We start from the raw sequence: 23,718 nt of genomic DNA, 5'->3' as shown, positions 1-23,718 counted from the left end.
CCTTTTTGACGAACAGACGGGGTTGTCCGCAAGCGCGTTAAATGCGGTTACAATCCCAACTGGGATCCAGAGCCCTTTTTGACCCGATTAAGAAAGAGTAAATTAATATGATTGCAGTAGAGTTACAATCCCAACTGGGATCCAGAGCCCTTTTTGACTGAGGATTATGTAGATCTTATTGAAGCAAGATGCCTGTTACAATCCCAACTGGGATCCAGAGCCCTTTTTGACTTACCCCAGAGTTTGTTAAGCGCGTTGCTGATTCGGTGTTACAATCCCAACTGGGATCCAGAGCCCTTTTTGACCACCAAATCAAGAGAAGCAGCGCGGCAAGGGTTTGTGTTACAATCCCAACTGGGATCCAGAGCCCTTTTTGACGGCTCTTCCTCTAGTGTAGCATGAGAAGCCACTAAAAGCCAGCTTTTGCGGGAGGCTGCTTTTTTTGCCCCCATAAGAGGTCAAATTTCGGGCATTTCTTAAGGAATCCTCCTCTCAAGCTGCTTCTAGAGCCTTGCGGGAGGCTCAGCTCACGACCACCACCGCACCTACCTCCCGCAAAAACACTTTCTTATGTTCTGTTCTTCAATCAAAAAGATTTTAACGAGAAAGGCAGAGCCATGTCAGAGATCATTGACCCCTTAACTCATCATTCCTTAGAGCAGGTTTCTCAACGCCTCAAAGAACTGCGACAAACTATCGCAGAACATACGCAAGTAATAGCTCGATTAGAGCAAGAGGCGCAATATTATGAGAAGGAGCGGCTTCGCCTAGCCCCACAAGCCTTGTATCGTCATTGCCGGGCAGATGGCTCTTACATTGTAGCAGAGGCTATCGTATTAGAAACGCAAGGGGTGGCAAAGCATATTCAGTATCAAATCCCTCGAAGCCATGTTCATCGAGGCGAAGAAGATGCGTACCGTCGTTGGTTACGAACGCCAGAAGAGCTCGCGCTTCTTACACTCTAGACGGTATTGCTCATTCTCCAGTCAGAAAGAAGGTGCATTATGGTGTATCCTTTTCCTCACATTGAAACGACGCCACTACTTACTACCTTGATCGAGAAGCATTCACCAGTAGCTGTTGGAGTCTCCGGCGGTAAAGATAGCGATGTTACAGCCTTTGAAGTCAAAGCTTATCTCAATGTGGTTGGGCATAAGGGCCCCTTGATCCTGGTACATAGCGATCTGGGCCGGGTAGAACATCCAGACTCATTACCTGCATGTGAACGATTGGCAACACGTCTTGGGCTTGATCTGATCGTTGTTCGCAGACAAGCTGGCGATCTGATGGATCGGTGGCTAACTCGCTGGCAACGAAATGTGGAACGCTACAGCCAGTTACTCTGTGTCAAAGTCATCTTGCCCTGGTCAACGGCCTCGATGCGCTTCTGTACCAGCGAGCTCAAAACAGCCATTATCTGCCGAGATCTTGTTGAGCGCTATCCCAAGGCCGTTATTCTCAATGCCGCAGGTATTCGTCGCCAGGAGAGCTCCGCACGTGCAAAAGCCCCAATCTGTGCTCCTCAGGTCAGACTTACCAGTACCACTTTTGAAACCACAGGTTATAACTGGCTTCCCATTCTGAGTTGGTCGCTGGAGGATGTTCTGGCGCACCACCGTATCCATAACTTTCCACTACATGAGGCTTACGCTACCTATGGAATGAGCCGGGTCTCATGCGCCTACTGTATACTCGCAGGCCTTGATGATCTCAAAGCCTCTGCAATGAACCCGGCGAATCATGAGATCTATCGAGAGATGGTTGATCTTGAGATTGCCTCATCCTTTAGTTTCCAGAGTGATCGCTGGCTTGGAGATATTGCCCCCCAACTGCTAAGTAAAACGCAACTCACAGGCCTGGCAAAAGCCAGACAATGTGCAGCACAAAGAGAGCAGCTTGAGTCTAGAATACCCAGACACCTTCTATATACGAAGGGCTGGCCTACCATGATCCCAAATAGACAAGAAGCCCACCTGCTGAGCGATGTCCGAAATGCAGTCGCAGATCTTATGCAGATCACCATCCAATACAGAGACCCAGAGGCCATTATTGCTCGTTATCAAGAGCTGCTAGAGCTCAATCAAGGAAAAAAGAGGTACCAACAAGACACTCATATGTCAGTGCCACATCAACACCACTTATGGGATATCGAGCATAGCTTATGAGCTTTGCTCATCTATGGTTTGCGTTTAAAAGAGAGAAATATTGTGGAGGTAGAAGAATGGAATAAATAAAAGGAAATGCTTGAAAAGAACTTTTAGGCGGGTTTTTCAGTACAGAGCTTATCTCTATAAGATCAGTTCAATTTGAGACCAGATGGCAAGCCTCTTTCGGCTTTAGCCTATTAACAATGTGCGGATATATGTCAAACATACGTTACAACCCCAACGGGGATCCAGAGCCCTTTTTGACTGCCAGTAGAGCAGGCGGCAGCCGTCCGAACCATGCGGTTACAATCCCAACGGGGATCCAGAACCCTTTTCGACAAAAAAGGGCACCGGCGTCAATGAGACGACAACCTCCGTTACAATCCCAACGGGGATCCAGAACCTTTTTCGACAGCCAGGGTTTCAGGTTGTGGAGGTGGCAGCCGTCGAGTTACAATCCCAACCGAGATCCAGAACCCTTTTCGACTATCCAGGTGGCAGCAGGGTTGCACGCTACTGTGATCGTTACAATCCCAACCGAGATCCAGAACCCTTTTCGACGGCTCTCCCTCTAGTGTAGCATGAGAAGCCACTAAAAGCCAGCTTTTGCGGGAGGCTGCTTTTTTTGCCCACAGAAGAGGTCAAATTTCGAACCTTTCTTAAGGAATCCTCCTCTCAAACGGCTTCTAGAGCCTTGCGGGAGGTTCAGCTCACGACTAATACCACACCCACCTCCCGCAAACACAGGCCTTCTGTTGCCGGTTTCATAATCAAGGTGCAAACAGCAGCGCATTGAGGAAAGGCCATTATGGAAAACGAAGCTATTCGGCTCTACTGTGGTCAGTGTGAGAAACGATGGAACTATCACGCACCAGCCACGGGGCCCTTTGCCTGTATCTCTCCAGTTACAGGCAATACTACAACTAGCAAAACGACCACCTCGGTCGAAGTTGCCCCCCACACTCAGGTTATTCAGGATAGTGGAGCCTTCTCCGACGGACCAGGTCAGCGTCTGAGCTTTCCGGAGGCACTCAAACAGCAGGAAAGGCACGCTGAACGCTTTGGCTATGCCGATCGGGTCACAGCTCGGGCCAGCTATGACTTTCTCATCGATGAGATGTGGGATGAGAACGAACTGAACGGAACCTTTGTACGTAGAAAGCGACGTTGGTCTGAGGGAGATGCCAGGGATGCTGTTGAGGAAACGGTGCAGGCAGCGGCCTTCCTCTCCCAGCATCGTAATGGCCTCTCCTGCCTGCTCTCAGCCCAGGGCGTCTCCGCATTACAGTACCTGGACTGTGCACAAAGAGTGTTAGCTTACTTTCAGCCAGAAGATACTTTTGCGTTAGGTGGTTGGTGTATAACGGGGAAAATGCCTGCGCAGATTATGCCCCATTTTCGCGAGACGATGTACCGCTTAATCCCCTTCCTGGGAGGGCAGGGAGTCAAGCGCATTCATATCTGGGGAGTCTGCTATGCTCCGGCGTTGGGCGAACTGCTCTGGCTTTGCGATCAGTGGGGCATTGCCCTTTCGACGGATAGCGTTGGGCCATCTATTCAGCCAGTTCGGGGTATCTGGGGCTATGCAGAGTGGCGCATGAAACCAGGTATGTATCATCAACCGCCGGTGCGTGATAGCTGCAAGACGGGGCACTTTGATCAGTGTCAGGGCTGCCGAGGGCTGGAGCGTGCACGCCATACGCAGGCCACACGCCTCTGGCTCGCTGACTTTCGGCAAACTCCCTGGTATCCGCGCCAGGACCCGCAATACCTCAATAAACCTCGACAGTTAACCCTGGCAGTATAGATCCACCTGTCCGGGACCACCCATTTCAATCATTACTGGTAAAACGTTTGACCTCTCTGTCTGAAAAGATAGTGAGGTCTTTTGTATGTTTGTGAGGAGAACCGTATGGAAAAAAAGCGGCATGTGCTCTCGCAGCAAATCAACGGCAATTACACGTGCAGTGTTTGTCTCGGAGACTGGAAAAAAGAGCCTTCATCACTCTGTCCAGGAGCTATTCGCTATCTCTATGGAAGCTGGCCAGAGCATCTCTACACTTACACCCAACTGCGCAGGCTCAAGCTCAAACCGCTGGGTGAGCCAGAGGGTTGCTACTTTATCCAGAAGGCTCCCTATATCCGCTACCTCTACAACATTCAGATGGCCGTTCCTCGGCGTGTTCCAACGGATCGGCAGCGTGAGGCTATCACAAAAATGCGCGCTGCGCTTGTTCAAACGTACACCTGCTTGCGATGTGGGTTCTACGATAGCAGCCATGGCAGAGATAAGCATCATTATCTGATTCTGGGACACTGTCCTGGTTGCCGCTGGGAGATCCAACAGAAAGAGAGGCAGGTGGAGGCGTGCCTCTGGGCAGCTGAATATATTAAGAAGACGTCCACATGGGTCGTTCTTGACAGCGAGACCACCGGATTGGGCGATAGTGATGAGATTATCGAGCTGGCCATTGTGAGTGCTTCTGGTGCTGTTGTGTTCTCCTCACTGATCCAACCGCAAGATCCTGCACGTCACGACCTGGCCACACACATCCATGGCATCACTCCTGAGATGTTACAGACCGCACCTACCTTCCCTGAGGTATGGCCTACCATCAAGACAATATTGCGTCGCTACCGCAATGTGCTGGTCTATAACGCCGACTTTGACAGAAGGCTGTTGAGATTGACTGCCGAGAGATACGGTTACAGACTTCCTTCAGCAAAGTGGGAAGACTTGATGCAGCCCTATGCAGCGTATCACGGAGCCTGGAATAGCTACTACCGCTCTTATACCTGGCAGAAGTTGGGGACGGCGTGCGACATGCTGGGAGTGGAAACGCCAGAAGGTTCCCACCGTGCGACAGCCGATGCTCAAAGCGCTCTGGGGGTCTTGAAAGCACTAGCTGCCCGCGCGGATTCCTCTGATAAAGATGACTCGCCACTGAAAACAGTTGCTTTAGAAGCATCGCCACCGTTGGGAGAAATCGAAAATGAGGATCATCCCTTCTAATCCATGCTCTTACCCGAGAGCTGGAAACCATTCGATACGCGCACCTCCGGCCCTCAAAAAAAGTGGAGGGTATGACAGACACAATCAGGATGATAGTTGACTAGATATGAAAGGAAATATGTGATGTGCAAGCGCAAGACGCAAGATGAGGGTACTGGCACTCCTCAGTTGTGCCCTCCGCTTCTGACTATTGAGCAGGTTGCTCGGATTCTCGGCATTGGCCGCAGCTCGGTTAGCAGATAAAATCACTCCTTACTTACAGTTTCCTGGGAAGCAGAAATAGAGGTATGTTATGGCTCGATCTCGTCGTAATCCAATAGGGAAATTTGGAGTTGTTTCGGTTCCTCCTGGTACGGCTCCTGAGAAGCTTCTTGATGTAAAGGGTGCCGCTTCCTGGCTTGGGGTTAGTCGTACAAAAGTTTTTGAGCTGATGCGCGATGAAGGCCTTCCTGTAATCCGTATGTCCGGTCGTATGATTCGATTCGATACCAATAGCCTCTATCAGTGGGCTTTAACAAGACAGACTAACTATGTGTTTATCGCTTAAGCGATAGGAGAAAAGTTATGGCAAAAAAAGAACAAACCGATAAGCCAGAAAAAAAGCGGCGTGCTCGTGGTGAAGGGACGGTCTTACAGCGTGCTGATGGTCGATGGGTCGCCCGTGTGCCTTTGGGAGATGGTAAGCGCAAAGAAGAGTACTATGATACCAAACAGGAAGCGGAACGAGCTAAGCGGCGAATGCTTAATGAGCGAGATGCGGGTAATCTTGCAGTAGGTAAGGATCAGACTTTTGGGGAATATCTTCTTTATTGGATTGGTGTTCATGGCCCAACTATATTGTTACAAACATATTCTATGTATCTAGGTTATATTAAGTCTAGGCTTATTCCAGGGTTGGGGCATGTAAAGATGAAGAAGTTAACTGTCGAAATGTTTCAAGAGTTGTATCAATCGTGGGATGGGGAATTATCTCCAAATACAATTCGTCTTATCCATAGTTTGGCGAAGCAGTCTCTTAATGATGCGGTGGTATGGAAAAAGATTTTGTATAATCCTGTTGCTCATGCGAAACTTCCGAAAGCTCGTCGTGCAAAGGTGCATGTGTTTACTGATGAAGAATTAAGTAGGCTACTAGAGCATGCAAAGAAATCGAAATGGTATGTGCTGTTTGTAATGGCTCTCTTTCTGGGTATGCGCGAGGGTGAATTGCTGGGTTTGAAGTGGTCCGATATTGATTTCAAAGAAGGAGTTTTGCAGATACACAACAAACTGTATTATACAAAGCATCCGGTTTCAGAAAAGATGGTGTATATTGAAGGGCTTCCTAAGACGGCTGCTGGCCAACGTCTTATTGTTTTGCCTTCTGACATTATAGATTTGTTGCGTAATCATCTGGAAGAACAGAAAAAACTTCAGGAAATGCAGCTAAATTGGAAGGGATTAGATCTGGTGTTTTGTACTCGGGTTGGTGGATTTATGAGTGATGATCATATTCGTCATCATTTTAGCAAGTTATTGAAAGAGGCAGGGATAGAACATACAAAGTTTCATGCATTACGTCATAATGCGTCAATGCTTCTTCGTCGTCTAGGTATTGATCCAGTTGTACGTAAGGAAATGCTGGGCCACAGTAGCATTTCAATGACTGATGATGTCTATGGTCATGCTACACGGAAAATGCATAAAGACGCAGCTTCTCAGATAGAAAATCTTTTTAAAAAGGAAAATGAGTAGCCTTTCCATTGTTTATCGGCTTTTTGACACCTCAATTGACACCTTAAAGTGTGTATTTAGGTGTATTTTAATGAACTGTGTTGAACGCGGCTGTAGTTCCGTCATCCGCCGCTTTACTCAGATCGGGCTCTTCATCTCCAAGGAATAGTAAGCAAGAAGAGAGAACCTTTTCTCTGCTAAAAAGAAATGGTTCTCTCTTCTCTTCTCATAAGTCCATCAGATCAGAGGCGAACATCACACAGGTCATATGCCTGCTTCAAGCCGACAAGCGGATCTCCCTGGGGGATAAATTCCTGGCCCACAAACCCCTGATAGCCCGTCTGTAAAAGAGTGCGCATGATGGGAGGATACTGAATTTCCTGATCCTCATTGAGTTCATGGCGGCCAGGATTACCTGCCGTATGATAGTGTGCGAAGTACTCATGGTTGCCCTGAATGGTGCGAATTAGATCTCCTTCCATAATCTGCATATGGTAGATGTCATACAGTAGCTTCACACGTGGGGAGTTGACCATCTTACACACTTCGATGCCCCAGGCGCTCCGATCACATTGATAATCCTGGTGATCAATCTTGCTATTGAGTAATTCCAGTATCAGTGTAACTCCTGCATCTTCGGCAATCCTGGCCGCGCGCGCCAGACCTTCCGCTGTAATTTCTGCCCCCTGCCGATCATCGAGTCCCTGTCTATTACCGCTGAAGACGATGATGTTGGGAATGGCCCACTGCTCAGCAAGTTGAACAATCTCGCGCAATTTCTGCTCCAGTTGGAGATGATGCTCGCGTCGATTCCAGCCTTGCTCAATGAGAAAATCGCCATTAGTGGAGACAATGGTTAGTCCGCATTCCTTTGCCAGGGGCCAGAGAGATTGATCAATCAATTCAACCCCTTCATAGCCAATCTCTCTGGCGGCGTGCAGGAGTTGTTGAGGGGAATCATACCTGGGGGCAAAACTCCACCAGCAAAAAGATTGTCGAATACAACTCATATACTACCTTCCTTTTCACTGCCAATGCGTTTTTAGTGTGCCATTGGCCGCTTTGTGCAAACAAATGAACAAATGATTACAGTTGTGTCCAGTCAAGGATGACGCCCATCGCATTGGCACGTCGCTCGCTAAGCATCTTGTAGGCGGCTGGAGCATCAAGCGGCGAATAGCGGTGGGTTACCAGATCAGAGACATGCATATCGCCGCGCTGTACATACGAGAAAAATAAAGAAGCCATGCGCTGCTTACTCCAATATGCATGATCCGTTGACTGTTCGGGCGGATTGCTATCGTGTGCTCCTAAAATGGAGAGACCTTTTGATACAACATCGCCAGTCAAAGATTGGGCAGAAGGAGTTCCGGTATCACCCAGGAGAATCAAGCGTCCAAAACGTCGCAGCAGACCCAGTGAACTGTGAAAAACACGCGCACTCCCAGTGACGTCATAGACGGCATCCGCCCCTTTGCCTTCTGTAAGCTGCAGAATCTGTTCGCGAGCCTCATCAACACCCATCGCCAATGTCTCTGTCGCACCATGCGCGGATGCCATGGCGAGGCGTTCCTCGGCAATATCCACCGCGATCACCCGCCTGGCACCAGTGAGACGGACATATTGCACCACGAGCTGACCGATCAGGCCCAGTCCAATCACCACTACTTGCTCCCCAAGGCGATGATCTCCCCGGCGCACACCGTTCTGGACAATCGTTGCCAGACCAATCCAGGGCGCATCCTCATCGGCAATTCCCTGTGGCACTGGATAAAGCTCATCAGGATCGGCAATCACATACTCCTGATGTGCCCTGCGCAATGCAAAACGCTCCCCTTCTTGTATGCCTTCAACACCCTCGCCAATGGCTACTACCTGGCCAACCATACTATATCCAGGGAAAAAGGGATATTTCACCCAACTATCCCAATGCGAACCTGGTTCAAACTGACGGCTCAAGGCGATCATCTCTGTTCCAGTGCTGATCAGCGTTTTTGTGGCTTTAATAAGAACTTTGCCTGGACCAGGCTGACCAACCTCGTCAGACCAGACCTCAACTTGATCTTTTCCTGTAAAGACAATTTTTCGGGACGTTACCATATATTTTCTCCTTTTTTTTATTCTGCATAGTTTAGAAAGACTGCAGAGTCTCTTTTCTCCGGTCCTTTTGCCATATGTTGTCGTCAACATATGGCAACCAGAGCATACGAGTTGTCTGATTGAGTGCACAGTTTTTATAAAATGGATGCAGTCGATGAACGAACCACAAGATGCGTGGCAAGTTTTTTCTGTTGAAAAGCATCCAGAGCAGATGGTTCTTCTTGAAAATGGTCTAAGATCAGATGGACCGCTGCCTTCCCAATTTCCATCATGGGTTGAGCAACTGTCGTTAAGGGCGGTGTTAAATAAGGTGCATAAGTATCGTCAAAGCTGATAATCGATATATCATCTGGTACCCGCAAACGATAGTCATGTAATTGCTGAAGAACATGCGCGGCCAGAGTGTCGGTAGAGGCAAAGATAGCTGTTGGGCGCTCTGCATGCACTATCATATCTCGTAACGATTGAGAAAGGGTCAAGGGGATAGTACGATTGAAGGACGAATGTGCTCCCAGATCCAGAAACCGCTTATTCAACGGGATCTGATGCTTGTGGAGACTGTCCAGATAGCCCTTCAAACGCTCTTCCTCAACGTAACGGCCAAAATGGTGCTGAGCCCTCAGGAGTTCAGGATCTATGCCAATATATGCAATACGCTTATGTCCAAGCGCAATGAGATGTTCCATCGCCTGGATAGCACCAGTATAGTTGTCCACAATGACGCTGGGCGTAGGAATGGTCGTTGGACGCTCAACCTGCACAACAAAAATACCTGCGTCCAGTGCTACTTGCACATTCTCTTCGCTGATTGGAGTTGTAAAGATAATAGCATCAACCTGTTGCTGAATAAAGGTTTCCACTCCCAGGCGTTCTCGCCGCTCATCATCACGCACGCTGATCATCAGGAGCTTCCATCCCCACCGACTGGCCTCTTCCTCTACTCCTAAAGCCACGCCTGCAAAAAACGGATTGGGAACCAGCGAATGCAAAATATGGCCAATAGAGGTCGTTCGCTGATGGCGCAGACTACGAGCGACTGCATTCACATGATATCCTGTGCGCTGAATGGCCTCCTCAACCACCTTTCTGGTCTCTTCAGCAACATATCCCTGTTCATATAATACACGCATAACAGTAGCTGTAGATACGCCTGCAACAGCTGCAACGTCCTTTTGCGTGACGCGCTTCCTCTGCATATATTCCTTCTCTGGCGAATATGTTGACGATAACATACATAGTATAACTGGCCGCTTGTGCCTCTGTCAAGGAATTGGAGGAGATTAGCGCTTCTTGCGGGGTTTTACTGGGATTGTCAGGACATATGAGACGCTCCGCTCTAACCACGGTCCCAGTTGCTCCGGCTCTGCGCTAATCTGCTCTGGAACAATGACATATTGCTTGCTTGGTGCCTCCCCATCGTGCTGAAGTGGCTCTGCACCTGGTTCTTGCAGGAGCAGATCACGATCATCTGCGTTGAGTTTTAATGAGAGACCCTGTTTTGTAAGTGAGCCTATTGGTCTTCCAGCATTGTAGATCATGCCGCCACCAAACATTTTTCTAAAGGTGATCTCGAGATGGGGATAAAATTGCGCCGCTTGCTCCACCTGAATAAGGATTTGCTGCTGCTTTTCTGTTAAAGCCATATTTACGCTCTTCCTTTATAAATTTACTCTTTGCTTAGTAATTTTTTAGGAAATAATGAAGGATACCAGGGTTTCAAATTCAGCAGTAAGATACTTGATCTCGTCTGGCTGGAATCGATGATCGCGCGATCGCTGCTTGTATTCTTCCAACCACTATGCTATGATCAGTATATATTATTTCGTGGAGGTTTACATGACAATCAGCATTTTTTCTACTGTTTTCACAAACGGTGAGATGCTCTGATGACGCTTTTCGCTTCCTTACCTGATACGGTGCTGGCGACTCTGGGGGTCGTCTAAGCGCAGTCTTTTTTCCTTGTCGATCAAGATTTTTGCGCCCTTTTTTCAGCGTCTTCAGTTGCATATATCCTCTTGACAGGTGCAATCTACGCACCTCTCCAGACACGAGATCTTCTTCCCGTTTGTGATCCATACCCACTATTGGCCTCTCTCTGGCTATCGCTCCATGCCCGGCAAATAGACTGATGGCATGTTCTTGTCTGAAAGGATCTCCTGTCTCTATGCATCGACGTTTTCTACGCAATTGGAACTTGCTGGTTCGCTATCTCCGTCCACAATGGTTAGCTGTGCTGGTATTAACACTGCTGCTCTTTGCTAATATTGTGCTCCAGCTATTCAATCCACAAGTCATTAGCTTTTTTATCGATACGGCACAGACTCATGGGCCGCTTCAGGTTCTCTTCCTTGCAGCCAGGCTCTTTCTGTTTACCGCTCTGCTCCAACGCGCTGTTGGTCTGGCATTCTCCTATCTCGCAGAGAGCACCAGTTGGAAGACAACAAATGCTTTGCGGGCAGATCTGACGCTCCATTGTCTCCAACTGGATCTGCCTTTTCATAAGAAACACACTCCTGGTGAGCTCATTGAACGGATCGATCAGGATGTGACGATGCTGGCGAACTTTTTCTCTCAGTTCGCGCTCCAACTGGCAAGCAATGCTCTTCTTATCCTGGGCATTCTGATTTTTTTATTCACCGTAGACCAACTTCTGGGAATCGCGCTGGTTGGCTATACCTGTCTTGTTTTTGCGGTACTGGCTCTCTTCCAGAAACGGTCTGCTCCCTTCTGGAAGGCCGAACGCATGGCTGATGCCGACCACTATGCCTTCCTGGAGGAGCATGTCCAGGGGACAGAGGATATTCGCTCAGCCGGCGCTGAACCATATATCACCCAACGCCTGGTTACGCTGATGCATCGTATGCTAGAGACGCATCGTCGTGCACGCCTGGTCAGCAATACGACGTATGTCAGTAGCCAGTTCCTCTTTCTCATGGGGTATGCGCTGGGTCTGGGCCTGGGAGCATTTCTCTATGTGCAGGGACAGATCTCACTGGGAACAGCTTATGTGATCATGTATTACATCGGTATGCTTTCAGGACCACTTGAAAGTATCCGCACTCAATTTCAAGATCTCCAGCGCTCTACCGCCAGTATTGATCGCGTCGAAGAGCTCTTGCATACTCAGCCGCAGGTTCTGGAGACCATGAGCGCCAGCCTGCCAGCAGGGCCGCTCTCTGTCACAATGCAACATGTCAGCTTTCGTTATGAGGTCCAGGAGCCTGTGCTGCATGATATCTCGTTTTCGCTGGCCCCTGGACAGGTTCTGGGCCTGCTCGGACGGACTGGCAGTGGCAAATCAACGCTCGCACGATTGCTCTTCCGTCTCTATGATCCCATCAGTGGCTCCATTCAGTTTGCCGATACTGATCTCCGTACACTGGCTCTGGATGATATTCGCAGCCATATCGGGATGGTAACGCAGGATATCCAGCTCTTTCAGGCCAGTATTCGCGATAACCTGACCTTCTTCAGCCCACAGGTGAGCGATGAACAGATTATGCAGGTGCTGACCACGCTCAAACTTCGCACCTGGCTGGCTTCGCTTCCCAATGGCCTGGATACAATGATCGGGGCCAATGGACAAGGTCTTTCTGCTGGTGAGTCTCAACTACTGGCTTTTGCACGCGTCTTTCTAAAAGATCCTGGCCTGGTGGTGCTCGATGAGGCTTCGTCACGCCTTGATCCTGCGACTGAAGCATTGCTTGAACAGGCACTTGATCAACTGCTTGCTCAAAGAACCGGGATTATTATTGCGCACCGACTGCAAACGGTGCAGCGCGCCAACTTTATCCTGCTGCTGGATCAGGGAAACATTATTGAGTATGGCCCGCGCTTATCCCTTATGCGAAATCCAGCTTCACACTTTTCTCGTCTCTTACAATCTGGCCTGGAGGAGGTGCTCGCATGACGACATCCCGTTTGAAAACGCTACCTTTCAACTGGCGGCTCGTGATCTATCGTCCCTGGCTCTTCCTTCTGTATGGGCTCTGCGTTTTTATCGTTTCTATTGTCCAGATTGTTCCAGGCTGGATTCAAAAGATCATTTTTGACCAGGTAAGCAATAAAGCGCCCGCTACCTTGAATATATGGAGCTTGATCGCGCTCTATATCGCCGTGGGCCTGGGAGGATTGCTTACATCATATGGGCAGATCTGGAGTGAGATTACCTTTCGCTCAACTGCTGGTATGCTTCTTCGCTTTAATCTCTTTACGAGCCTGCTTCGCCGTCCAGGTGCCAGCAGCCTTCCAGTATCGGCGGGTGAGATCGTCAGCCGTTTTCGCGATGATGTCTCAGAGACGTCCGATTTCCCTCTCTGGATTCCCTGTGCATTTGCAGAGACAGCTACAGCCGTTACGGCCATTGTTATTATGATGCGGATCAATCTGCTCATTACACTGGTGATCTTCCTCCCACTGCTGTTCTCTCTTCTGATTGCACGTCTGGTCTGGAGCCGTGTCCATCTCTATACGAAAAATAGCCGTGAAGCAGCTGGGCAAGTGGCTGGCTTTCTTGGTGAACTGTTCGGGGCCGTACAGGCGATTAAGGTCGCAAACGCTGAACGTCCTATGGTTGATCACTTGCAGGCCCTGAATGCTCGACGCCGCAAAACGAGCCTCAAGGGCTTTCTGTTTGGTCAATTGGTTGGCACCGTCAATGATACGGCGACAACTTTTGGGGTGGGCATTATGCTCTTACTTTCGGCTCAAGCGATGACCGATAAGACCTTTACGGTGGGGGACTTTGCGCTGTTTGTCTCTTATCTCTGGTTCACGACTCAGCTTCCCGCTTTCTGGGGCTTTCTTCTTGGCGATTACAAACAGCAGGAAGTCTCGATCAATCGCATGGTTGAGATGATTCCAGATGAGCCCGCACAGGTACTGGTTCGGCATGTGCCGGTCTCTGTGGGCCCTACCAATGCAACCTTCCAACGGATCACGTTAGAGACACTGTCGCTCAAAGATCTGACCTATCAGTATCCCGGGACCCGGACTGGTATTCAACAGATCACGATGGAGATCAAACGCGGTTCCTTTACGGTGATCACTGGACGAATTGGTTCTGGCAAGACGACGCTTATACGCACACTTCTTGGCCTGCTTCCCAGAGATTCAGGGGAGATCTTGTGGAATGGCGCAGAGATTGATGATCCAGCGCGCTTCTTCATTCCTCCACACTGTGCCTATACACCTCAGATTCCACGTCTGTTTAGCGATACGTTGCAAAACAATATTCTGCTTGGGCTTCCTGAAGGACCAGTCAAGCTATCAGAGGCACTCCAGGCCGCAGTATTGGAGGAGGATATCGCTCAGATGCCGCTGGGGCTGGCTACGACCATTGGTCCTCGTGGCATTCGCCTCTCAGGAGGCCAGGCACAGCGCACTGCCGCTGCTCGCATGTTTGTACGAGATCCAGACCTTCTGGTCTTCGATGATCTCTCCAGCGCACTCGATGTTGAGACCGAACACAAACTCTGGGAGCGCCTTTTCACACATCAGAATACCACCTGTCTGGTTGTCACCCATCGTCGTGCGGCGCTCCAACATGCTGATCAGATCATCCTTCTCAAGGATGGGCAGATCTCAGCCGTTGGCACACTTGATTCGCTGCTAGAGAGCAGTGAAGACATGCGTGAGCTCTGGCACAGTCAGATACAGCCATCGCTCTAATTGGGAAGATTACAAAAAAGAAGGAGAGGACGTGCTCCTCTTCTTCTTTTTTCGATGAAACAATCAGTCTCCTCAATGCGGGAGAGACTAGACCCAATTTGCACGATAACGCAGTAATGCGCCCACTCCCCCCATGGCTTGAAGGACTGCGTGTCCCTGAACGGACTCGACTTTTGCGCCTGTATTCGCTGCCTTTCGCACAAGTTTACTGCGTTCCTGCTCATCAAGTGGAACATCATTGGCCAGGATAAGTACATCAGCCTGTCCAAGTTCGAGCGCATGGAGCGTCTCTTGTATTCCGCTTACGGCCAGCCCATTGGCACGTATTCCCTCCACCAGATTATCTGCCTGCGTGTGGGATGCTTCCCGATTCATAAAGGTAATCACTGGTTGAATCTCTGCCTGTACGTCACGGAGCGGAGTACGAATATCGAGATTCAGAATCTCTTCATGCACCATAGGCTCAATTCTTTTTGAGATCTCTTGATGCAACTGAGGGATTGCTACGGCATCGCCAGCCAGAATCACACGTTTGGCTCCTTCCTGATCGACCAACTCTTCGATAGCCGACGCCGCCTCACGCAAGAATTCTTTGCGCTTATTCTCTACTCTTCGATGGTAGCGCGCCTGATTTAAGCAGGTGGTATTCCGTTTACTGTAGCCATCTGGCGAATCATTTGGTCCGGCAACCTCCTCAAGAAAACCCATACGTGTGACAAAGAGGCGCGTCGTATTGGTATCAACAACGGCGGTCACGACGGTTTCTTCTTCATCGAGGAGATGGGCCAGTTGAAATAGATCCGGATAGGGTTCAAACGCAATCTGATTCTGGAATGTGGCCCCGAGTTCCAATGTTTCAAAGAGGTTCTGCTGGTCACATGCAAAGATAGCCACTCCCTGGAGCCAGGGCTCAACATGGTTTTCAAGGTATGATTGGATTCGCTCTTCGTCCTTTCGAAATCCGTTCAGTGCAGGATGGCGAGGTAATAATGTCTTTTCTATCTCGCGTAAACGATCTCTCAGAACGGGAGTAGAGGTACGCCTCCATGGTTGTTTTCCAGACATATGTGGACTCATATCCAGATAGATGCTAAAGACATATGAGCCGTCAGGCTCGAATGCTGCCAGTTTGTGAAAAAGTTCGCGTGCAGTCTGCATATTGTTCTCCTTGGAACATCCAACTTCCTACCATTCGTTCCCCCCTCCCTAAAGAACGTTCTCTGCCAACGAAACGTAGCTCAACTGGCCGGTCTTTTGGCAGTTCACAGACCAACGATGTGCCGCTAAACCAGGACGGATTGCCTCTTTCGGTTCAACTGGGGAATCTGCTGCAAGAACTGGGTTGCGTAGCGACTAAAATAGGTCGCCTGAATCTGCTCTGATGCTACGAGCATCCAGTGAGCCATCACCGCTAGATCGTCCTCAATCGATTGTTGTTGCGCAAATTGCATCTGATTAAATAAGAGATATGCCAGTCCATAGGGCTCTTCCTGCTGTTGAAAGAAGCTTGTGAGCTGCCGCGTTCGCTGAAACGATGCATCATATTGAGCTGAAAGTCGATCATGCTCTATCCTGGTCATGAGGTCAATCACATAGGCATCGTCATTGTGGGCGTCTGTCTTCACAAGAGCTGGAGATTGCAAGATGGTTGTGAGAAGGTGCCCGGACTCTTCTCGATGCCCCTGGAGACGTCGGTAGGAGGCAAGTCGCATCTGAGCCGCCAGAGTAGAAAGACTATTCGCATCTGTACAGCTATAGTTCAGATATTGCTCAACATAGGTGCTTGCAACATCAACCTGATTCTGGAGGTGGGCCAGGTGAGCCAGTCCCAGCAGCGGTTGCCACTGGTGCAAATGGGAGGCTCTGGTCATCGCAAGCCCTTCTTCCCAGGTCTGCCGAGCCTGCTGGAAAGCTCCACGCTGACAGAGGAGCCAGCCTAAGCTCGAGATAAACGCTGCTTGTTGTCGACGATCATGGCGTTGCTGGCTGGCGGAGATCCCTGCATAAAATAGTCGATCTCCATCTTCCTTCTGCTGAAGGCGACAGGAGATCGGAGCCAGACCAGCAACAAGACGCACAACATCATCGTGTTGATCTTGAGCAAGAGCTTGCATACACGCCGTAAATAATATCTCCCGTTCCTGCAAAAGAGATGCAATCTTCTCAGTGTGTTGTTCAATATAGGTCAGGGCATATGCTCGTATGTTGCGCCGCAACGCATGTATCTCTTCCTGATCAACTGCCTGTATGCTATGAGATCCGTAGGCCTGAAGCATTGGATGGAGGCGATAGCGAACCTGTCGCTCTTTTCCAGGTACAGAGATCAGATGTATCTTCCTATCAGCCTGCTTTTCTACTGGCAGATCAACAAGAGATGGGAGGCTCTCTGCTGGCAAAACTTCCAGAAATGAGTGGCGTACAAGCTGACTCAACTGGCTGACTGTTCTCTGCGTTGCTCTTTGTAATGGATGCTCTGATGATGCGTCAGCTAAAAATGGTTGCAGCAACTGGCCCGGTTGCGATTTGCCAGATGGAACAATCTGTAAGGCAACAGCGGTATCCAGGCTAAAACTTGAAACTCCAGACTGTGCGAGCAGGGCAAAACTCTTTTGTGTGTCTGGATTGAGCATCCGAAACGCATAATCTATCCTATCGCTCAGATGGTGTTCGCTCGAGAGAATCTGTTCAGCGATGTCAGAGAGCAGCAATGAAATTGGGACCCCCATACGAATAGATGCAGCAAGGCCCTCTATCGCCTGGGGGAGATACCCAACCATTGCGCATGCCTTTTCTACGAGAAGCATCTCACTCTCGTCTAAGGGCTCCGGAAGCAGTTCAGAGAGATACGCATGAGCATCCTCAAGTTCGAGCGGGGCAAGAGAGAAGGTATAAGCGATAGAGGCTGAAGCAAAGTTATAGCAACTGGTCACGAGAAAAGCACTCGACTGCTGTTGAAGCATATCAGGGCCACGATCCGCTCCTGAAAGAGCATCGATGGCTCGGGCGAGAGGAAATAAGGGATCAACATCGTCAAGCAAAAACAGAAATGATCGATTGATGAGATACGGACGAAGCTGGCTGATCAGTGAACTGATTGAGGCCTCAATAGTTGGGGAAGCTAATAGGCATTCCTGCCTGCATACAAAGAAGGGGCTGGTCCTCATCTCTGCTGAAGTCCCCGGGTTGATCTGGAAATGGGAAGAAACTAGCTGAAAAACCTGGGCCAGCAATGTTGCAAGACCGGCTGCACCTCGATACCCACGACAAGGAAAAGAGATGATACCACCTGGGAATACAGAATCTTGTCTGGCAAGTTGCTGAACAATGGCGCTTGCGAGAGTACTTTTACCAGTCCCAACCAGCCCTGTAATCAAGGAGACCTGAGGCCGATCATGCTGAAAGATCTCCAGAAATTGCGCCACAAGTTTCTGTCTGCCAGGCGATAGCATGCGAGAGGGAGGAAGAAAGAGGAGCCGGGCTCCTGACTTTACTGTGGAGATCTGGCTACGAATGCGTGCGAGCAGAGCCTCCTCAGATGATGTTAGCTCCATAAGTTCGGCCATGCGTAGATAGGTCTGCAATTCACGTGAGGTATGGCAAAGCAGTTGAGCGAGAGCCAGTACCCGTTGCCGCACAGGTCCTCGAAATGGATGAACCAGTTGTCCTGTTTCTAGACGAGCCAGAAAGGCTTCAGAAATACCTACCTGGGCCAGATGCGCATCCTCGCGAGCCTTTTGCGCAAGGGCACGTTGACTGGAAAATCCACAGCTGCGCCGCCGAGAATGAAACCACTGTCCAAATTGCATGCCATCCATAAAGAAATGCTCCTCTTGCAGTCGTTGATTGCTTCGCTCTTTTCCGCTTCACCTCTTGTTATACTACGTCATCTTCTGTAGACCAGTCACCATGATCATAGATACTTCACAGCGTCTACGCATAAATTCTGCGCATACTCTGCGTATCTTCGTCGCTCCCAACAGCACATTCGACGGCAGAGGATCATCTGTTGACATATTGTATAGCCAGAAAGCTTCCTTACAACTTATGATCATTTCTCACACACATGAAAGCGAACAGATAATGGAAAGAACAACACAATTGCGTTTATTTATTCGTCTCTGTGGACTGATCTTGACGCTTGGAGCAGCCAGTTTAACCGCCTGGTATTGTATCCCCCACACGTATGCATCTGCTTCAACACATGCCGAAAAAAAGCAACGGTGCGCCTCTGCGAATGCCAGTTATTCTTCCCTCGTTCACCAATTTGACTATAATGCCAAAGCATCGTTACAGGTAAAAGAGATCAGTGTAACGCAACAGGATGAGGTCAGTATCCACGATATCACCTATGTTTCGGAAGATCATATTGTTTCGGCTTATCTGGTGGTTCCGACAGGACAGGGACCCTTTGCAGGAGCACTGTTTATGCACTGGTTAGACGATTCACCCACCGGGAATCGCGATGAATTTTTGCAAGATGCCATTACATTAGCACACAAAGGCACTATCTCACTCTTACCACAGGGCTTCTACCCCTGGATAACCCCACCAACAAATAGTGCAAAAGATTGCGAAGCCACCATTCAACAGACGATTGCTCTTCGACGTGGCCTGGATCTTCTGGTATCAACGACGACGATCGACCCGCAGCGCATCGCCTTTGTTGGGCATGATTACGGGGCAATGTATGGTTCGATTCTGGCTGGCATCGATAAACGAATTAAAGCAGCCGTACTCATGGCACCGACTGCTCGCTTCAGCAACTGGAATGTCCCATTCTTCCTGGATACGTTAACAGCCAGGCAGCGTTTAGACTATACGGTGGATACCGCATCTATTGATCCCATCACACTCATGGAGTATGTCTCACCCACACCTGTCCTCTTCCAATATGGTCGGCTCGATAAATATGTCTCTCTGGCAGACTTGAACAATCTCGTTGAGGTCGCAAAAGACCCCACAACAATCAAACTCTATGCGACCGATCATGCTCTTGCTGATGATCTCAGCCATCAAGATCGCCTGAACTGGCTAGAAACAGAACTAAAACTGCCATAGTTTCCGTTCTGGCAATGACCAGACTCACACTCCGCCTGAGTCTGGTCATTGCTTCTACCAGGGAAATTCCTGGCTTTAGCAGAACATTTTTACGTTATGATACCTGCAAAAGGGAAGAGGCCTTTCCATTCTGTATCTTCTTCAGCTATAGTATAGACATGAAGAACGTACAACTTATTCTCATTTCTGGCTTACCAGGTGCTGGTAAAAGTACTCTCGCGGAAAGTCTTGTCGAAAAGCTATCAATGCCACTCTTTTCAGTCGATCCAATTGAATCTTCGATTATTAAAAGTGGCATAACACGAAGGTTTGAAACCGGGTTAGCCGCATATATAGTAGCCGAAACGCTCGCCGGCGAACAACTAAAACATGGACTGTCAGTGATTATTGATGCAGTAAATCCAGTGCAAGAAGCGCGAGCTATGTGGCACAATCTGGCACGGACACACCATGCAACACTGATTATTATTGAGTGTGTTTTAGAGAGAGAACTTCATCAGGAAAGGATTGCATCCCGCGTAAGAAATATGCATGGGATTCCGGAATTAACCTGGCAGGACGTTGAGCATAGCCGTAAAAACTATCTCCCCTGGACAGAAGAACGGTTGGTCTTAGATACCGCGAATGGTCACGAAGAAAATGTGCAGAAAGCGTTAGACTATATTCATCTGAAAGGCTGATATGACGAGAGGAAATCAGTCCCAGACATGACTTCTGCTGTTATTCTGGAAGGCAAAAAGGAAACATTGCTATGAATCCCAAACCCAGCCATCTTGGCCTCATATATGCAGAGCAATTCAAGGACACTGGAATTGCCGAGGTCTATCATCATCGGCCTCCGTACTCAGATGAAGCAATCAGCATGCTCCTTGAGCTGGTGACAGATGAACCGCGAACCATTCTCGACGTGGGGTGTGGAACGGGAGACCTTGCCCGTCGGCTTGTAAGCGGGGGGGAGCGCATAGATGCGGTTGATTTTTCTCCTGCCATGCTTAACAAAGGGAGGGCACTCCCTGGCGGCGATCATCCTCATCTGCGCTGGATCTCAGGGCGCGTAGAGGAAGTCGAGTTGCAACCACCCTATGCGCTTATCACAGCAGGCGAGAGTTTGCACTGGATGGAATGGGATGTCGTTTTCCCTTTATTTCAGCGCTTGTTGACACCACATGGCTCCCTTGCCATTGTTGAGCGAGGAACCAATCCCCATCCTTGGAGTGATACACTGGGACAACTGATCCAACAGTTTTCAACGAATCGAGAATATAGCCCATACAACCTTGTTGAGGAATTGGAACAGCGTCACCTCTTCCAACAGCGCGGGGCCATTCGTACGCATCCTGTCCTCTTTATGCAGTCGGGAGAGGCGTATATCCAATCCTTTCATTCGATGAACGGTTTCTCCCGAGAACGCATGGGGGAGGAGGCGGCAAACACCTTCGATGAAGCATTCAGAAAGGTCATTTCGCCTTTTCTACAGGATGGGCGGTTGGCATTGTCCACGTTTAATACGCTCGTGTGGGGATACCCCCAAGTACCGTAGGGACGTTTCAAGCACGTTGCTCGTTCGAGAATGGAATGTTCAGTAAAGACAAAAGAGCAATGTCCTTGAAGTAACTACTCACTTCTTCCAGGTTGAGGTTGCCTGCTGTGAAGCCAATATATCCGTCAGGGCGAATCAGGATCTGCGCGTCGCCTTTTATCCCGTACGCGCTATAGGCTTGACCAGCACTGTCGATGAAAACAGATGCAGAACGATCCATGGAATTTTCAGGGCGTGCAATCACATATATGCGCAAATCATTGTGAGATACTCCTCTTACCTGCGGCACAGGTTGGCCTGAGAAGAGAAGCAGCGTGAAATGGGTGCCTTGAAAAAGATCGAAGAGGCGAATCTGTTCTCCGTTTTCTGCCTGGATAAGCGAGGCATCAGGGGCACGATCTCCAGCTCGTATGCCTAAAGGGTCGCCATCGTCACGAGCCAGCGGACTCCCACGATACGAGAGACTGAGTTGGCTTGGGTCGGCAAAGGACTCCTGACCAGAGGTCAGATTCACTATGGCCTGACCGAAATCTTGCGCAAAAGCGCGGTGACGTGTAGAGGTTGTCGCGAGGACACCAAGAGCGATGGGCAAGCGTTCAACCTGATAGGTATCAAGGAGGGTTTCTGACGCGCCCTGGAGCACATAGTCCAGTTTCCAACCCAGGTTGTAGGCATCCTGAACGCCAGTATTCAGACCCTGGCCACCAGCCGCAGAATGCACATGAGCTGCATCTCCAGCAAGCAACACCCGACCATTTCGATACCGATCAACCATGCGAATGTTTGGCCTCCAGACGGAGATCCAGGTGGGATCAGAAAAACGGACCCCGGGCAGACCGACGCGTTCGTCAAAGAGGCGTTGGAGTGTCTCCAGGGTCGCAGGAGGCATGGAACCGTCCGCGCTGGGAACAACTTGTGCTATGAAAAACCACGTATTACTCTGACTCATCCAGTTCAGGGTCAATCCCCCTTGTACCGGATTACCCCAGGTACACCAGGCGGTGGCATCTAATCCGCTGGCACTGACATTGGCCAGGATGTGATGTTCTTCGTCCCAGGTTTCGCCAAGAAAAGAGATACCAGCGAGTTTCCGCACGGTACTGCGTCCCCCATCACATCCTACCAGGTAGCGGGCCTGGATCTCGGTTACACCGTTCGCGCCCTGGACTGAAGCGACCACGTAATCTGGATACTGCGTCACCCCCACCAGCGTACTGTTGAGTTCGACCGAGACCCCATACGATGCCAGCCGCTCACGCAACACGGCTTCGGTGTGGTGCTGGCTCACCATAAAGATGGCTTGATAAGGGGGTGAAACCAACGCGCGAATGTGGGTCAGATTGATTTCCTGGATCAGGTTGTTCTGCTGGTCATAGGTGCGCAAGGGCACTAACGGTTCAACATAGGCTGAGAGTGGAGCGAGAACGCCCAGGTCCTCAAACACTTCCTGTGTACGAACGCTAATCCCCCTACCACGCGTGCCAATTGGATAGACAGAGGATTGTTCAATCAGACGGCAAGAAACGTTCCGCCGAGCCAGGTCAAGGGCGAGGGTCAGCCCAACTGGTCCAGATCCTACGACCAGCACATCGGTCTGAAAGACAGAACTCATAAGATAGTCCTTTCCAGGTGAAGAGATGCTTGGAACAGCATGATTTTTAAGGCTTGAACAGACGGAGAAGGATCTCCACATCGGGACACTGCCGTTTGAACTGTTCAGGATCGCGTGCAGCCTGTCTCGTTAAACCTTCAAGGCAAGCTGTAAGGGTGGTTGTTAACTGATCAGGATTGCCTGCCAGAATCTCGCCCGTTGCCTGACCCTCAACAATCAATTGCCTGATGACACTGAAGAGATCCTGGCTCTGCTTGAGGAATGCTTCATGTTGCTTCTCTGCAACAAACGCCCTGTTTTGCATCTGGTCCATAAGGTGATTAATCAGTTGAAAGAAGGCCGGGTGATCGCGTCGGGAGGCCAGAAGTCTTGATACCAGCAACGTCAAACGCTCTCCAGGAGTGCCCGGCATTTCAAGCACACTTTGTAGACCAAGAGGATCGGTCATCGTCACCCGTTTGACCACAGCCTGAATAAGGGCTTCTTTGCTGGAAAAGTAGCGATACGCAAGACCATGACTGATGGAAGCTTCAGTGGCAACTTCATCTATGGTAGCGTCCAACCCTTTCCGGGCAAAAATCTGTAAGGCAGCATCGAGAATATGCTCTCGTTGCTCAGCACGAATCTGTTGATTCGCCTCCTTTGTTCGAGGCATAAGAGAACAGCCCCTTCCCATTATTAATGACTGACTGAGTCAGTCATTAATAATGTACCAGCCCAGATTGTGGGTGTCAAGGGGGCCGAAAGCTGATTTTCCATCTCATGAGGTATGGCCAGGATCACTGTAAAAATCGTAACTGTTCAGAAGGGTGACATAAAAGGTTCATTGTATGCAATTGTCGTTGCATTCCTGGTAGTGCCGAGT

20 protein-coding genes and 1 CRISPR repeat array (1 of these 21 only partly in view) are annotated in these 23,718 nt (G+C 49.6%); of the genes, 12 read left to right on the top strand and 8 right to left on the bottom strand.

Annotated features, from left to right (window positions below):
• A CRISPR array of direct repeats spans nt 1-378; the repeat unit is 37 nt; unit sequence GTTACAATCCCAACTGGGATCCAGAGCCCTTTTTGAC; it reaches 100 nt to the left of the window's first position.
• Nucleotides 379-617: 239 nt separating this feature from the next.
• From EL628_RS25345 to EL628_RS25320, 7 genes are all read left to right on the top strand, one after another.
• Nucleotides 618-965, top strand: a complete 348-nt coding sequence (locus EL628_RS25345; protein WP_126582784.1) for a hypothetical protein — start codon at nt 618-620, stop codon at nt 963-965.
• Between the two features lie 39 nt (nt 966-1,004).
• Nucleotides 1,005-2,165 (top strand): phosphoadenosine phosphosulfate reductase domain-containing protein, encoded by a 1,161-nt coding sequence (locus tag EL628_RS25340; protein WP_126582783.1) that lies wholly within the window; start codon nt 1,005-1,007, stop codon nt 2,163-2,165.
• A 790-nt stretch (nt 2,166-2,955) separates the two neighbouring features.
• On the top strand, nt 2,956-3,954 hold the full coding sequence (locus EL628_RS25335) for a hypothetical protein (protein WP_126582782.1): 999 nt from the start codon (nt 2,956-2,958) through the stop codon (nt 3,952-3,954).
• Nucleotides 3,955-4,059: 105 nt separating this feature from the next.
• Nucleotides 4,060-5,160, top strand: coding sequence for a 3'-5' exonuclease (locus EL628_RS25330; protein WP_126582781.1), 1,101 nt, complete (start codon nt 4,060-4,062; stop codon nt 5,158-5,160).
• A 123-nt stretch (nt 5,161-5,283) separates the two neighbouring features.
• Nucleotides 5,284-5,403, top strand: coding sequence for a helix-turn-helix domain-containing protein (locus tag EL628_RS30425; protein WP_136626724.1), 120 nt, complete (start codon nt 5,284-5,286; stop codon nt 5,401-5,403).
• A gap of 49 nt (nt 5,404-5,452) precedes the next feature.
• A complete protein-coding gene (locus tag EL628_RS25325; protein ID WP_126582780.1) occupies nt 5,453-5,707 on the top strand; it encodes a helix-turn-helix transcriptional regulator in 255 nt (84 codons plus the stop codon).
• 17 nt (nt 5,708-5,724) lie between these two features.
• On the top strand, nt 5,725-6,894 hold the full coding sequence (locus tag EL628_RS25320; protein WP_126582779.1) for a tyrosine-type recombinase/integrase: 1,170 nt from the start codon (nt 5,725-5,727) through the stop codon (nt 6,892-6,894).
• A gap of 221 nt (nt 6,895-7,115) precedes the next feature.
• On the opposite strand, the gene EL628_RS25315 is transcribed toward EL628_RS25320, so the two are convergent.
• From EL628_RS25315 to EL628_RS25300, 4 genes are all read right to left on the bottom strand, one after another.
• Nucleotides 7,116-7,883, bottom strand: a complete 768-nt coding sequence (locus EL628_RS25315) for a hydroxypyruvate isomerase family protein (RefSeq protein WP_126582778.1) — start codon at nt 7,881-7,883, stop codon at nt 7,116-7,118.
• A 76-nt stretch (nt 7,884-7,959) separates the two neighbouring features.
• Nucleotides 7,960-8,973, bottom strand: coding sequence for a zinc-dependent alcohol dehydrogenase (locus EL628_RS25310; protein WP_161975762.1), 1,014 nt, complete (start codon nt 8,971-8,973; stop codon nt 7,960-7,962).
• Between the two features lie 134 nt (nt 8,974-9,107).
• Nucleotides 9,108-10,169 (bottom strand): LacI family DNA-binding transcriptional regulator, encoded by a 1,062-nt coding sequence (locus EL628_RS25305; protein ID WP_161975761.1) that lies wholly within the window; start codon nt 10,167-10,169, stop codon nt 9,108-9,110.
• Nucleotides 10,170-10,253: 84 nt separating this feature from the next.
• On the bottom strand, nt 10,254-10,616 hold the full coding sequence (locus EL628_RS25300) for a TfoX/Sxy family protein (RefSeq protein ID WP_126582775.1): 363 nt from the start codon (nt 10,614-10,616) through the stop codon (nt 10,254-10,256).
• 521 nt (nt 10,617-11,137) lie between these two features.
• Between EL628_RS25300 and EL628_RS25295 the strand changes: the two genes are divergently transcribed.
• Together EL628_RS25295 and EL628_RS25290 are read left to right on the top strand one after the other, a co-directional pair.
• Nucleotides 11,138-12,883 (top strand): ABC transporter ATP-binding protein, encoded by a 1,746-nt coding sequence (locus EL628_RS25295; protein ID WP_126582774.1) that lies wholly within the window; start codon nt 11,138-11,140, stop codon nt 12,881-12,883.
• Nucleotides 12,880-14,643: an ABC transporter ATP-binding protein gene (locus EL628_RS25290; protein WP_126582773.1), complete on the top strand. Its 1,764-nt coding sequence runs from the start codon at nt 12,880-12,882 to the stop codon at nt 14,641-14,643. Before EL628_RS25295 ends, EL628_RS25290 begins: the two co-directional genes overlap by 4 nt.
• An 87-nt stretch (nt 14,644-14,730) precedes the next feature.
• On the opposite strand, the gene EL628_RS25285 is transcribed toward EL628_RS25290, so the two are convergent.
• A complete protein-coding gene (locus tag EL628_RS25285; RefSeq protein WP_126582772.1) occupies nt 14,731-15,801 on the bottom strand; it encodes a VLRF1 family aeRF1-type release factor in 1,071 nt (356 codons plus the stop codon).
• 125 nt (nt 15,802-15,926) lie between these two features.
• The gene (locus EL628_RS25280; RefSeq protein ID WP_126582771.1) at nt 15,927-18,458 is read right to left on the bottom strand and encodes an ATP-binding protein; all 2,532 of its coding nucleotides are present in this window, start codon (nt 18,456-18,458) and stop codon (nt 15,927-15,929) included.
• A 265-nt stretch (nt 18,459-18,723) separates the two neighbouring features.
• On the opposite strand from EL628_RS25280, the gene EL628_RS25275 reads away from it, so the two are divergent.
• The 3 genes from EL628_RS25275 (at nt 18,724) to EL628_RS25265 (ending at nt 21,241) form a co-directional block, all read left to right on the top strand.
• Nucleotides 18,724-19,701, top strand: a complete 978-nt coding sequence (locus EL628_RS25275; RefSeq protein WP_126582770.1) for an alpha/beta hydrolase family protein — start codon at nt 18,724-18,726, stop codon at nt 19,699-19,701.
• Nucleotides 19,702-19,715: 14 nt separating this feature from the next.
• Complete coding sequence (locus EL628_RS25270) at nt 19,716-20,381, top strand: P-loop nucleotide/nucleoside kinase family protein (protein ID WP_126582769.1); 666 nt, start codon at nt 19,716-19,718, stop codon at nt 20,379-20,381.
• A gap of 71 nt (nt 20,382-20,452) precedes the next feature.
• Nucleotides 20,453-21,241: a class I SAM-dependent methyltransferase gene (locus EL628_RS25265; RefSeq protein ID WP_126582768.1), complete on the top strand. Its 789-nt coding sequence runs from the start codon at nt 20,453-20,455 to the stop codon at nt 21,239-21,241.
• A 7-nt stretch (nt 21,242-21,248) separates the two neighbouring features.
• Here EL628_RS25265 and EL628_RS25260 read toward each other — a convergent pair whose 3' ends face one another.
• Together EL628_RS25260 and EL628_RS25255 are read right to left on the bottom strand one after the other, a co-directional pair.
• A complete protein-coding gene (locus EL628_RS25260; protein WP_161975760.1) occupies nt 21,249-22,853 on the bottom strand; it encodes an FAD-dependent monooxygenase in 1,605 nt (534 codons plus the stop codon).
• A gap of 46 nt (nt 22,854-22,899) precedes the next feature.
• Nucleotides 22,900-23,508, bottom strand: a complete 609-nt coding sequence (locus tag EL628_RS25255; protein ID WP_161975759.1) for a TetR/AcrR family transcriptional regulator — start codon at nt 23,506-23,508, stop codon at nt 22,900-22,902.
• Nucleotides 23,509-23,718 lie beyond the last annotated feature (210 nt).

This window comes from Tengunoibacter tsumagoiensis (assembly GCF_003967535.1).
Taxonomy (GTDB): domain Bacteria; phylum Chloroflexota; class Ktedonobacteria; order Ktedonobacterales; family Ktedonobacteraceae; genus Tengunoibacter; species Tengunoibacter tsumagoiensis.
Note: the sequence above shows the minus strand (reverse complement) of the source record. Positions and strands in the feature narration are given on the sequence as shown.